The 11,992-nt window shown below is 71.4% G+C and carries 13 protein-coding genes; 4 read left to right on the top strand and 9 right to left on the bottom strand.

The features are described from left to right. Window positions 1-11: 11 nt before the first annotated feature. Window positions 12-1,022 (top strand): tRNA dihydrouridine(20/20a) synthase DusA, encoded by a 1,011-nt coding sequence (gene dusA, locus MKK49_RS03895; protein ID WP_279595313.1) that lies wholly within the window; start codon window positions 12-14, stop codon window positions 1,020-1,022. Here the strand turns inward: dusA and MKK49_RS03890 are convergent. The 3 genes from MKK49_RS03890 to cobS are packed head-to-tail and all read right to left on the bottom strand — an operon-like array spanning window position 1,019 to window position 2,803. Beyond that, entirely contained in the window at window positions 1,019-1,714 is a 696-nt protein-coding gene (locus MKK49_RS03890; protein ID WP_244026744.1) for a TIGR02281 family clan AA aspartic protease, read from the bottom strand. The genes dusA and MKK49_RS03890 overlap by 4 nt on opposite strands. Continuing rightward, window positions 1,711-1,929 (bottom strand): DUF1289 domain-containing protein, encoded by a 219-nt coding sequence (locus MKK49_RS03885; RefSeq protein ID WP_244026743.1) that lies wholly within the window; start codon window positions 1,927-1,929, stop codon window positions 1,711-1,713. The genes MKK49_RS03890 and MKK49_RS03885 overlap by 4 nt, the downstream gene beginning before the upstream one ends. Before the next feature lie 49 nt (window positions 1,930-1,978). Further along, window positions 1,979-2,803 carry an adenosylcobinamide-GDP ribazoletransferase gene (cobS, locus tag MKK49_RS03880; protein ID WP_244026742.1) on the bottom strand — a complete coding sequence of 275 codons (825 nt, stop codon included), beginning with the start codon at window positions 2,801-2,803 and terminating at the stop codon, window positions 1,979-1,981. A gap of 103 nt (window positions 2,804-2,906) precedes the next feature. Between cobS and cobT the strand changes: the two genes are divergently transcribed. Further along, window positions 2,907-3,929, top strand: a complete 1,023-nt coding sequence (gene cobT / locus MKK49_RS03875; protein ID WP_244026741.1) for a nicotinate-nucleotide--dimethylbenzimidazole phosphoribosyltransferase — start codon at window positions 2,907-2,909, stop codon at window positions 3,927-3,929. 3 nt (window positions 3,930-3,932) lie between these two features. Here cobT and uraD read toward each other — a convergent pair whose 3' ends face one another. The 5 genes from uraD to MKK49_RS03850 all read right to left on the bottom strand — a co-directional run bounded on the left by uraD (window position 3,933) and on the right by MKK49_RS03850 (window position 8,604). Next, complete coding sequence (uraD, locus tag MKK49_RS03870; protein ID WP_244026740.1) at window positions 3,933-4,439, bottom strand: 2-oxo-4-hydroxy-4-carboxy-5-ureidoimidazoline decarboxylase; 507 nt, start codon at window positions 4,437-4,439, stop codon at window positions 3,933-3,935. A gap of 6 nt (window positions 4,440-4,445) precedes the next feature. Continuing rightward, window positions 4,446-4,799, bottom strand: a complete 354-nt coding sequence (gene uraH / locus MKK49_RS03865; protein ID WP_244026739.1) for a hydroxyisourate hydrolase — start codon at window positions 4,797-4,799, stop codon at window positions 4,446-4,448. 49 nt (window positions 4,800-4,848) lie between these two features. Beyond that, the gene (gene uraH / locus MKK49_RS03860) at window positions 4,849-5,349 is read right to left on the bottom strand and encodes a hydroxyisourate hydrolase (RefSeq protein ID WP_244026738.1); all 501 of its coding nucleotides are present in this window, start codon (window positions 5,347-5,349) and stop codon (window positions 4,849-4,851) included. Between the two features lie 104 nt (window positions 5,350-5,453). Beyond that, window positions 5,454-6,800 carry an MFS transporter gene (locus MKK49_RS03855; protein ID WP_244026737.1) on the bottom strand — a complete coding sequence of 449 codons (1,347 nt, stop codon included), beginning with the start codon at window positions 6,798-6,800 and terminating at the stop codon, window positions 5,454-5,456. Between the two features lie 220 nt (window positions 6,801-7,020). Then, the gene (locus tag MKK49_RS03850; RefSeq protein ID WP_244026736.1) at window positions 7,021-8,604 is read right to left on the bottom strand and encodes a sensor histidine kinase; all 1,584 of its coding nucleotides are present in this window, start codon (window positions 8,602-8,604) and stop codon (window positions 7,021-7,023) included. 241 nt (window positions 8,605-8,845) lie between these two features. Between MKK49_RS03850 and MKK49_RS03845 the strand changes: the two genes are divergently transcribed. Beyond that, window positions 8,846-9,301: a (2Fe-2S)-binding protein gene (locus tag MKK49_RS03845; RefSeq protein ID WP_056088849.1), complete on the top strand. Its 456-nt coding sequence runs from the start codon at window positions 8,846-8,848 to the stop codon at window positions 9,299-9,301. Window positions 9,302-9,357: 56 nt separating this feature from the next. Then, window positions 9,358-11,562, top strand: a complete 2,205-nt coding sequence (locus tag MKK49_RS03840) for a xanthine dehydrogenase family protein molybdopterin-binding subunit (RefSeq protein ID WP_244026735.1) — start codon at window positions 9,358-9,360, stop codon at window positions 11,560-11,562. Between the two features lie 131 nt (window positions 11,563-11,693). Here MKK49_RS03840 and MKK49_RS03835 read toward each other — a convergent pair whose 3' ends face one another. Beyond that, window positions 11,694-11,969: an adenylosuccinate synthase gene (locus MKK49_RS03835; RefSeq protein ID WP_244026734.1), complete on the bottom strand. Its 276-nt coding sequence runs from the start codon at window positions 11,967-11,969 to the stop codon at window positions 11,694-11,696. Between the last annotated feature and the right edge of the window lie 23 nt (window positions 11,970-11,992).

The raw sequence follows: 11,992 nt of genomic DNA, 5'->3' as shown, positions 1-11,992 counted from the left end.
ATGTCGGCGCGATGACGCCCGACGACCTGCGCTTCTCCATTGCCCCCATGATGGACTGGACCGACCGGTACTGCCGGGCGTTCCACCGCACCCTGTCGCGGCGCGCCCGGCTCTATACCGAGATGGTCACCACCGGCGCCGTGATTCACGGCCCGCGCGACCGGCTCCTCGCCTTCGCGCCAGCGGAGCATCCCGTGTCGGTGCAACTCGGCGGGTCGAACCCGGCCGATCTGGCGCAGGCCGCGCGGATCGCCGAGGACTTCGGCTACGACGAGGTCAACCTCAATGTCGGGTGCCCGTCGGACCGGGTGCAGGACGGGCGCTTCGGCGCCTGCCTCATGCGCGAGCCCGCCTTGGTGGCCGACTGCGTCGCCGCCATGAAGGCCGCCGTGGGTGTGCCCGTCACGGTGAAGTGCCGCATCGGCGTCGATGACCAGGACACCGAGATCGCCCTCGACGCGCTGACGCAGGCCGTGATCGCGGCCGGGGTCGACGGGCTCGTCGTCCATGCCCGCAAGGCGTGGCTCCAGGGCCTGTCGCCGAAGGAGAACCGCGACGTGCCGCCCCTCGACTACGACCGGGTGGCGCGGCTGAAGCGCGCTTATCCAGGGCTGCCCATCGCCATCAACGGCGGCATCGCGACGGTCGCGGACGCGAAGGCGCAGCTCACCCATGTCGACGGCGTGATGATCGGGCGCGCCGCCTACAGCGACCCTGCGATCCTCCTCGACGTCGATCCGGTGCTGTTCGGGGAGGCGGCCCCCGTGGCCGACGCCTTTGCGGCCGTGGAAGCGTTCGTGCCGGTCCTCGCCGATTTCCTGCAGGAGGGCGTGCGCCTGCACGGGGTGACCCGGCACATGCTCGGCCTGTTCAACGGGCGCCCGGGGGCCCGGGCCTATCGCCGCCACCTCTCGACCCGCGGCCTCGACCCGGAGGCTGGCGTCGAGACCCTGCGGGAGGCCGTCGCCCTGGTGGTGCGGGCGGAGGCCGAGCGGGCGCTCGCAAACGAAGAGGCTGCTTAGGGTCCGCGCAGGATCAGCCGGTCGCCGCGCACCTCGAAGCCGGAAAGGCGGTCGAGGAAGCTCATGCCGAGCAGGTTGTCGCGCAGGGCGCCGGGCCGACTCACCAGGGCCGGGACGCGGCGCTCGACGAGGGTGCCGACGCGGATCGAGTCGAGGAAGGCCGGGGCCGCCACGGTGGCTCCGTTGGCGGTGGAGACCCGCACCCCGAACTCCGATTCCGCCGGCCGGATGCCGAGGGCCGCCGCCGTCTCGGCCGTGAGCACCACGGCGCTCGCGCCCGTGTCGAACTGGAAGCCGTGGGGCTGGCCGTTGACCTCGGCGCGGACGTAGAAGTCGCCGCCGGCCCGGCGGGTGATGGTCACGCTGCCGTCGTCCCCCACCACGGCGCTGCCCGGCCGCACGGCGCCCATCAGCCGCGCGCCCACGGTCCGGGCCTCGTCGCGGTAGGCGTAACCGGCGACCAGGGCGAGGGCGAGGGCGCCCCAGATCAGCGCCGCCCGCACGTTGGCTCCGAGGTTGCCGCGGAACTGGTGCCAGAACCCGGCGGCGATGACGGCGAGCAGGCTGCCGCTGATGGCGAGGCTCGCGAGCTGGTCCGGCTCCAGGCCGACGATCGTCTGGCTGTCGTGCGAGAAGATCAGCAGCGCCAGCACGAGGCCGAGGGCGGCGAGCGCCAGACCGGGGACGCTCACGGAGCAATCCGTTGCGGAAACGCCCGGTGCAGGCGCTCGGGCAGACCCGCCATCACCGCCTGCCGCTGGGGCTCCGTCATCGAGCCCCACAGGGCGATCTCGTTGCGCGTGCGCCCGCAGCCCTCGCACAGGCCCGAGACCGCATCGAGGATGCAGGTCTTGTTGCAGGGGCTCGAGGGTTTCGGACTCGAGGGCTTCGGGGCGGCCTGGATCATCCCGGCGTTCATGCCAGCCGGGGTGCCGGGGGATCAAGCCCGAACCGGATCAGACCGGCACCACCGCGATGAGTCCGAGGAGGGCGGCGATCTCGGCCACCTGCTGGCACGCACCGATGACGTCCCCGGTCTGGCCGCCGATCCGGCGCCGGGCGAGCGCCGTCACCGCCAGGGCGCCGAGGCCGGAGAGCACGACCATCAGGACGATTCCGCCGAAGGGCAGGCCAAAGAGCGCGGCCAGGAGAGCGAGGGCGAGGGCGAGGGTGCCCGCCACCATCAGGGCCGGCCGTCCCGGGCGGCCCACGGCGGCAGCGGCGCCGTCGCGGCGGGCGGGATCGAGCAGCACCATCGGGGCGAGGGCGGCGGTGCGCGACAGGGCGGCGGCGAGGACCAGGGCGACGGCCGCGCCGGCGTCGATCCGGTCGAGGAGGGTGGCGAGCGCCCCGATGCGGAGCGCCAGGGCCAGCATCAGGGCGACGCCGCCATAGGCGCCGATGCGGCTGTCGCGCATGATCTCCAGGCGCCGCTCGCGGGTGGTGCCGCCGCCGAACCCGTCGGCGACGTCGGCGAGGCCGTCCTCGTGCAGGGCGCCAGTGATCCCTGCGCCCGTCGCCACCGCCAGGGTCGCGGCGAGGAACGGCCCGAGGCCGAGTCCCCAGGCGGCCAGCAGCACGAGGGCGCCGGGCAGCGCCAGGGCGAGGCCGGCGAGCGGCAGCATCCGGGGCACGCGGGTGAAATCCGGGGGGGCGTGCGGGTCGCCCTCGCCGGGCAGGGCCGGCACGGGCAGGCGCGAGTAGAACCGCAGGCACGCGGCCCCATCGTAGGCGAGAAGCGCGCCGGGAAAGGCCGGCTCGTCCGGACGCTCGGAGTCCATCGCCACACCGCCCCGCCTTCACCGCCATCCCGGCTCTCGTTATAGCTCCGGCGACAGGCGGCCCGCCATCCCGGCGCGGCGTTCGCCACCGGATTCGCGCGCCATGACCGAAGAGACCCCGTTCGCCGACATCCGCCGCCTCCTCGAGTCCCTTCCGGGGCCGGACCGGGACGCGGTCGCCATGGTGGCCGAGCGCGACGCGACCCTGACGAAGCCCGCCGGCTCCCTCGGGCGTCTCGAACACCTCGTCGCTTGGCTCGCGGCCTGGCAGGGCAAGGGGCAGCCGAGCCTCGACCGGCCCCTGGTCTGCGTCTTCGCCGGCAGTCACGGCGTTGCGGCGCGGGGGGTCTCGGCCTATCCGGCGGAAGTCAACCGGCAGATGCTCGAGAACTTCGCCGCCGGTGGCGGGGCGATCAACCAGATCTGCGCCGCCTACGGCCTCGGCTTCAAGGTGTTCGATCTCGCCATCGATCTTCCCACCGGCGACATCACGACCGGCCCAGCCTTCGACGAGAAGGCCTGCGTCGCCACCATGGCGTTCGGCATGGAGGCGGTGGCCGCCGGCACCGATTGCCTCGCCGTCGGCGAGATGGGCATCGGCAACACCACCGTCGCGGCGGCGATCTACGCCGCCCTCTACAGCGGCCCGGCGGCCCACTGGGTCGGGCGCGGCACGGGGGTGGACGAGGCGGGCCTCGCCCGCAAGGTCGCGGCGGTGGAGGCGGCGCTCGCCCACCATGCCGGCCACCTCGACGACCCCCTGGAGGTGCTCGCCCGCCTCGGCGGCCGTGAGATCGCCGCCATCGCGGGGGCGATCCTCGCCGCGCGCCTGCAGCGGGTGCCGGTGGTCCTCGACGGCTACGTCGCGACCGCCGCCGCCGCGATCCTGCACGCCCTCGACCCGTCGCTCCTCGACCATTGCCTCGCCGGCCACGTCTCGGCCGAGGGCGCCCATGCCGACGTGCTGGAGCGCCTCGGCCTCGTGCCGCTCCTGGCGCTCGGCATGCGCCTCGGAGAGGGGTCCGGCGCGGCGCTCGCCGTCGGTCTCCTCAAGGGCGCGCTCGCCTGCCACCGCGACATGGCGACCTTCGCCCAGGCCGGCGTGTCGGAGCGCTCGGAGGGGTAGAGCTCAGGCGAGCAGGCGGTCGAGGCGCATCCGCGTGATCAGGGCGATCTCCTCAACGGCGGTCGCCTCCTCCTCCGCCTGATCCCGAAGCACACGCGCTTCGAAAATCGTAAGGATTTCGGCCCGGTCGCGGCCGCGCACGGCGATGATGAACGGGAACCCGAATTTTTCGCGGTAGGCCGCGTTCAGGCGGTCGAAGGCGTCCGCCTCGGCCTGGGGCATGCGGTCGAGGGCGGCGCTGCCCTGCTCGCTCGCCGAATCTGCCGTCATGCTGCGCGCCCGCGCCTCCGGGCCGGCGAGTTCCGGGTGCCCGTTGAGGAAGGCGCGGCGCTCCCCGTGCGAGGCCGCCCGCACCACACCCATCATCGCCGCGTGCAAGTCCGCGACGCTCGCGAAGGGCCGGGCCGGAAACGCGCCCTCGGCGACCCAGGCGGCATGCTCGAACACGCCGCCCAGCAGGGCGACGAAGGCGTCGCGGTCGAGGCGGTTCAGGGTGGCGAGATCCGTCATTGGGTCTCAGCTTCCCCGATAGGTCGTGCAGTTGCCGGGCGTGCACAGCATCGGCACGTGATAGTGCTGCTTCACGTCGGAGACCGAGAAGCGCACCACCGGGTTGTCCACGAAGATGTCGGACTCCGTCACGCCGGGCTTGGCCTTGAGATAGGCGTCGATGTGAAATTCGAGCTGGTACTGGCCCGCCTTGGCCTCGTCGCCGGGCAGGATCGGCTTGTCGGTGCGGCCGTCCGCGTTGGTGACGACGGATTTGACGAGGCGCCACGCGCCGCCCTCCATCATCGAGAAGTCGATGCGCACCCCCGGGGCCGGGCGCCCGCGATCCGCGTCGAGAACGTGTGTGGTGATGCCGGCCATGGGGGCTCGCTGCTTCGAGGAAGATTTCGGGGAAGGGATCGGAGGCGCGTCAGCTGCCGCGGTAGTAGGAATAGCCCCACGGCGTGAACAGCACCGGCAGGTGGTAGCGCTGGCTCGCGTCGCGGATGACGAAGCGCACGGGCACGAGGCCGAGGAAGTTCGGGCTCGGCAGGGTGGCGCCGGTCCTGGCGAAGTACTCCTCGAAGTGCATGAGTAACTCGTAGTGGCCGACCTTCAGGGCGTCCTCCAGGAGGAGCGGCTCGGCCGGGCGGCCGTTGGCGCCCGTGGTGACGGTCTTGATCGGCCGGTAGGTATCGCCCTCGCGGATGGAGAGGTCGCAGACCATGCCCGCACCGGGGGTGCCGTGGAAATTGTCGATGGCATGCAGGGTCAGGCGCGGCCCGAGGCCGGCCTGGACCACCGGCGCCGTGGTCAGCGCGCCGGGCTGGGACGGGCTCGCCGAGGGTGGCCCGGCCTGAGCCAGGGCACCGGGCGCGACGGCCAGGGCGGCGCCGCCGATCCCGACGCCGACGAGGCTGCGGCGCGTCAAGGCCTGTCGGTCCGGCTCTCGCCGATCCAGCTCTCGCCGATCCGATTCTTGTCGATCCGATTCTTGTCGATCCATGAAGAACTCCTTGGGACGTGGCGCCCTGTTCAGGCCGCCACGGCGCGGTGCCGCGAGGCGGGCGTCTCGGGCGGGACGAAGGCGAGGATGAGGACGAGGGCGGCGCACTCGACGAGGGCCACGATCCAGAGACCGGTGGCGACCGAGCCGGTGTGCTCGCGCAGGTATCCCATGGCGGCGGGGGCGCCGAACCCCGCGAGGTTCGCCACCGAGTTGATCAGCGCGATGCCGGCGGCGGCGGCCGAACCCGCGAGGAACCGGCCGGGGATCTGCCAGAACACGGGAATCGCGCTCATGGTGCCGACGATGGCCACCGTCAGGGCGACGATGGAGAGCCCGGGGCTCACGGGCACGAGGAAGCCGAGAACCGCGATGGCCACCGCGCCGACGAGGGCCGGCACGCCGCAATGCAGCCGCGACTCGCCGGAGCGGTCGGAATGGAGGCCGTTGAGGATCATCCCGGCGCCGCCGCAGAGATAGGCGCCCGACATGATCCAGCCGATGGTGAGCGGATCGGTGAAGCCGGCCTCCCGCACCACGCTCGGCCCGAAGAAGGTGAGCGCCGAGTTGGCGGTGACGATGCAGAAGAAGATCGCGATGCACTGCCAGACGCGGGCATCCCTGAGGCAGGCGAGGATACGATGCTCGCGCGGGCCGAGCGCCGCCGCGTCGCGGGCGAGGTCGGCCTCGACCAGGGCCCTCTGTTCGGCCGTGAGCCAGGTGGCCTTCGCGGGCCGGTCGGTGAGGTAGTACAGGGTGACGATGCCGGCGAGGATCGACGGGATGCCTTCCAGCAGGAAGACCCATTGCCAGCCGGACCAGCCGTTCACCCCGTCCATGCCGGTCATGATCGCGCCGGCGAGCGGTCCGCCGATGACGCCGGCGAGCGCCGAGGCCGACATGAACAGGCCGAACACCCGCGCGCGCCGCTCGGTGGGGTACCAGTAGGTCAGGAAGAGGATCACGCCGGGATAGAAGCCGGCCTCGAACACGCCCAGCAGGAAGCGCAGCACGTAGAACCCGGCCGGCGTCGTGACGAACATCATCGCCACGCAGCAGGCGCCCCACAGGAAGGTGATGCGTGCGATGGTCCGGCGGGCGCCGATGTATTCGAGCAGCAGATTGCTCGGCACCTCGCAGAGGAAGTAGCCGAGGAAGAAGATGCCCGCGCCGATGCCGTAGACGGTCTCGCTGAACTTGAGGTCGGCGAGCATCTGCAGCTTGGCGAAGCCGATGTTGACCCGGTCGATCCAGGACAGGATCCACAGGCCCATCAGGAACGGCAGCAGCCGCCAGGTGATCCGGCGATAGGTCGCGTCGAGGGGCGTCGGGATGCCGGCCGGTGGGGGCGAAGCGGTCGGGAATGTCTGGCTCATCGTCCCCCGTCCCGCGACCCGCCGCCGACCCGAATCGACGGGGACGATCGCCGCGCCCACGTCCCACGGATAAGCAACATACGGACCAGGAACGGCGCTTGGGAAGGGGATCGCCTTGGTCAAGGGAATCGCCTTGGGCCAGGGAATCGCCTTGGGGAAGGGGTCGCCCCCGCGCCCGTCGGGCACACGGCTTCTGGGGACGGGCGTCGTCCGCCCCGTGTCAGGCCGCCCGCGCCGCCGAGCGGCCGCGCTTGGCCTCGGGCATCGGCGCGGCGGCGTTGCCTGGCGCGTCCCTGTCGGGAAGGGCCTCGCTCGGAAGGTCGAGGGCCGGCAGGGTGTCCATGACGCGGGTCGCCGGGAAGGTGACCACCACCTCGGTGCCCTCGCGCGGCTTCGATTTCAGCTGGAAGTTGCCGCCGTGCAGGTCGACGAGGCCCTTGACGATCGGCAGGCCGAGGCCGGAGCCCTGCTCGGCGGTCTTGATGGCCAGCGATCCGCGCCCGAACGACGACATCACCGTGCCGAGTTCGTCCTCCGGGATGCCCGGGCCGCTGTCCTTCACGCTGACATACTGCCCGCCGGACGAGGTCCAGCCGACCTTGATGGTGATCTCGCCACCCGGCGGGGTGAACTTCACCGCGTTCGACAGAAGGTTGAGGATGATCTGGCGCAGGGCCCGCTCGTCCGCCCACAGGCGCGGCAGGCTGTCGTCGATGAACTCGTGGAAGGTCTGGCCCTTGCTCCGCGCGCGCAGGCCGACCATGTGGCGGCACTCGTCCACGGCATGGCCGAGCTGAATCGCCTCCTCGTTGAGTTCGTAGCGCCCGGCCTCGATGCGCGACAGGTCGAGAATCTCGTTGATGAGGTTGAGGAGGTGCAGGCCGCTGTCGTGGATGTCGGCGGCGTATTCCTTGTAGGACGGCGCCACGTGGGCGCCGAACACCTCGTTCTTCATCACCTCGGAGAAGCCCAGGATGGCGTTGAGCGGCGTGCGCAGCTCATGGCTCATGGTGGCGAGGAACCGGCTCTTGGCGAGGTTGGCCTCCTCCGCCCGGCGGCGGGCCTCGTCGGAATTGGCCTTGGCCTGTTCGAGTTCGCCGAAGATCGCGTCCTTCTCCGCCTGGGATTTCAGGGCGCCCACGGTGGAGGCGTAGACACGCTGGGCCAGCCCCATGAAGAACACCTGCGCGCCCACCACCATGGCCACCAGCATCGCCGTGTCCATGTCGTGCGAGAACGCGAGCAGGGCGAGGGCGGCGACGTTGAGGGGGACGAGGGCGGCGACAGCCGCCGCCGGCAGGGTCGCGGCCAGCATGGTCACCACCGCCGCGACGATGACGAGGCCGAACAGCACGAAGGTGCGCGCGCCCGGCGTGGTGCCCACCAGGATCATCAGGGCCCAGGACGCGCTCTGCACGACCTCGCACACCATGAAGTAGCGTCGCCACACGGTCACGGAGGCCGCGTCCGGATCCTGGGCCAGGAAGCGCCGGGTCGCGAACATCGACAGGGTGACGGCCGCCAGCAGGCACGCGCCCCACAGGGCCGCGACGGGGGGCGGCACCCACAGGGCGGAGGTCCCCGCGATGGCGATACCGAGGAGCGCCAGGGGGATGACGGCGCCGGCCCGGTACTGGGCGTAGACGCGGATGAGTTCGTAATCGAACGCGCGTTCCAGCCCGCTCGTCGAGGTCAGCTTCTCCCGGGCCGAGCGCATCTCCCGCGCGACCTCGCGGCGGCGGACCGCCTCCGGGGCGGACGGGCCGCGCCCGCGCTGAATCATCTCCGCTGTCAGGTCGGGCATTACCGTCTTGAGGTTTGCGCGAAGGGGTGCCGCGACCGAGGGGCGCTAAGCGTGTCGGAACGCGACGGGGTCCAAAATGCCCCGGATATGTTAAGATCGGCCTCCCGCGATCGCTCGCATTGTCCCGAATCCGTACGGCGCGCCGCCGGGCCTCGGCTGTTGATCGACGTGTGTTGGCGCACACGGATAACGTATTCGACAGTCTAGCATCGTTCCAGATCGCGAGCCCGGAGCACGACCCATGGTGAAGCTGACCGTCAACGGCGTCGCCCACAGCGTCGAGGCCGATCCCGAGACCCCGCTCCTCTGGGTGCTGCGCGACCATCTCGACAAGACCGGCACCAAGTACGGCTGCGGCATCGCGCAGTGCGGCGCCTGCACGGTCCACCTCGACGGCCAGCCCGTGCGCGCCTGCCAGACCCGGATCGGCGATCTCGGCGAGGCCAAGGTCACCACCATCGAGGGCGTGTCGGGACGCGTCGCCGAGGCGGTGCGCACGGCGTGGCGCGGCCTCGACGTGGTCCAGTGCGGCTACTGCCAGTCCGGCCAGATGATGTCGGCCATCGGCCTCCTGTCGGGCAACGCGAAGCCGACGGATGCCGATATCGACGGGGCCATGGACGGCAACGTCTGCCGCTGCGGTACCTACCAGCGCATCCGCGCGGCGATCCACGAGGCGGCGCGCAGCCTCGCCTGAATCCCTGCGTTCTTCCGCCGGCCCGAACTGAAGACCCGCCAAAACTGGAGTCCGCCATGCTGAAGGTCCGTCAGGCCCTGGAGACCGCCCCCTCCCGCCGCGCCTTCCTCGGCGGGGCCACCGTCGCGACGGGCGCGATCCTGCTCGGCTTCACCCTCGGCGGCCCGCGTCAGGCCCGCGCGGCGGGTGGGCCCGACCTCACCGGCGGTCCGGCCAAACCCAACGCCTTCGTGCGCATCGCCGCCGACGACACCGTCACGGTGATGATCAAGCACCTCGACATGGGCCAGGGCAACACCACGGGGCTCGCCACCATCCTGGCCGACGAGCTCGACGCCGACTGGGCCACCGTGCGCACGGCTTTCGCTCCGGCGGATGCCGCCCTCTACAACAACATGCTGATGGGCCCCGTGCAGGGCACGGGCGGCTCCACCGCCATCGCCAATTCCTGGCTCCAGCTGCGCCGGGCGGGCGCCGCCGCCCGCGCCATGCTGGTGGCCGCCGCCGCGGAACGCTGGAAAGTTCCGTCCGCCGAGATCACCGTGGCGAACGGCGTGGTGCGCCACGCCGCCTCGAACCGGCAGGCCCGCTTCGGCGAACTCGCCGAGGCCGCCGCAGCGCAGCCCGTGCCGCAGGAGCCGACGCTCAAGCGTCCGGAGCAGTGGACGCTCATCGGCACCAAGGTCCCGCGCCTCGATTCCAAGGCCAAGACCGACGGCAGCGCCACCTATTCCCTGGATATCCGCCGCCCCGGTCAGGTCACGGCCATAGTGCTGCACGCGCCGCGCTTCGGCGGCGTGGTGGCGACGGTGAACAGCAAGGCGGCGCGCGCCATGCCGGGCGTCCTCGACGTGGTGACGATCCCCACCGGCGTCGCGGTGATCGCCCGGGACACGTGGTCGGCCATGAAGGGCCGCGAGGTCCTCGACGTGACCTGGGACGATTCGGGCGCCGAGACCCGTTCGTCCGACACGATCCTGGCCGAGTACCGCGAGCGCCTGAAGAGCCCCGGGATCGTCGCCTCCGAGCGCGGCGACGCCGGCGGCGCCATCGCCAAGGCAGCGAAAGTGCTGGAGGCGGAATTCACATTCCCCTACCTCGCCCACGCCTCCATGGAGCCCCTCAACGCCACCATCGAACGGGCGCCCGACGGCACCTACGACGTCTTCGCCGGCTGCCAGATCCAGACCATCGAGCAGGCCGTCGTCGCCGCCACCCTCGGGGTGACCACCGACAAGGTCCGCCTCCACACGCAGTGGGCCGGCGGCTCGTTCGGCCGGCGTGCCACGCCGGGCGCCGACTACTTCGCCGAGACCGCCGCCATCGTGAAGGCCACGGGGGGCAAGGCTCCGGTCCACCTCGTCTGGACCCGCGAGGACGACATGGCCGGCGGCTACTATCGTCCGATGGTGGTGCACAAGCTCCGGGCCGGCCTCGACGCCGCCGGCGCCGTGGTCGGCTGGGAGCACCGCATGATCGGCAAGTCGATCATGATCGGCTCGCCCTTCGAGGCGATGCTGGTGAAGAACGGCGTCGATTCCACCTCCATCGAAGGCGCGTCGGACACGCCCTACGCCCTGCCGGCCTATCGCTTCGAGGTCCACAACGCCCGCGAGGGCGTGCCGGTGCTGTGGTGGCGCTCCGTCGGCCACACCCACACGGCCCAGGCCATGGAGGTGTTCGTCGACGAACTCGCCCACGCCGCCGGGGCCGACCCCGTCGCCTACCGGCTCGGGATGCTCAAGAGCGCCCCGCGCCTCTCCGGTGTCCTGGCACTCGCCGCCGAGAAGGCCGGCTGGTCGAGCCGGCCCTCGGGCAAGGGCCACGGTTTCGGCGTCGCGGCTCACGAATCCTTCGGCTCCTACGTCGCCATGGTGGCCGACGTGACCGCCGACGCCGCCAAGGTGAAGGTCAACCGCATCGTCGCCGCCGTCGATGTCGGCATCGCCGTCAATCCGGACATCATCCGCGCCCAGGTCGAGGGTGCCGTGGGCTTTGCGCTCTCGTCGGTCCTGCGCAACAAGATCACCCTCAAGGACGGGGTGGTGCAGGAGACGAACTTCGACACCTACGAGCCGACCCGGATGAGCGAGATGCCGGTGGTCGAGGTTCACATCATGGCGTCCACGGTCGCGCCCACGGGCATTGGCGAGCCCGGCGTGCCGGTGATCGCGCCGGCCATCTCCAACGCCGTCTTCGCGGCCACCGGCCGGCGCCTGCGCTCCCTGCCGCTGGATCTCGGTGGACTCAAGGGCGTGTAGCGGAGCGCGTTCCAAGCATTCCACCTCACACCAACTCCGATCGATCCCTTCGGGATGGCGGAGTTGGCCTTCGCTCGAGCGCCGCGCGGGCCGCCCGATACGGGCTCAGGTCCGATCAAGCGGAGACCGTATCACGCGGCGTCGATTTCGAAGGCCATTCCAAGGCCCGGCCCCTGGTCGACATAACCGCCTAGGGCGTAGCCGCGCTCTGCGAGCGCCGCCTCCAGGATGTCGTGGTGCTTGCGGAACATCTGGCCGATGGCCAGCGGCGTCAGGCGCGGATTGCCCTTCCGCAATTCGTCCACGCCGATCAGGAGGGGTGCGCTCCCGCGATCCGCGATCCGGACGAGGGCAGCCGCCAGATCCGCGGCTTTCGTCTCGGATGCCGATTTCGCCTTGAACGCCATGCCGATGTCTTACGCGTGCCCGC

This window comes from Methylobacterium sp. J-090 (assembly GCF_022829345.1).
In the GTDB taxonomy this organism is placed as follows: Bacteria; Pseudomonadota; Alphaproteobacteria; order Rhizobiales; family Beijerinckiaceae; genus Methylobacterium.
This window is presented reverse-complemented; position numbering and strand designations above follow the sequence as displayed.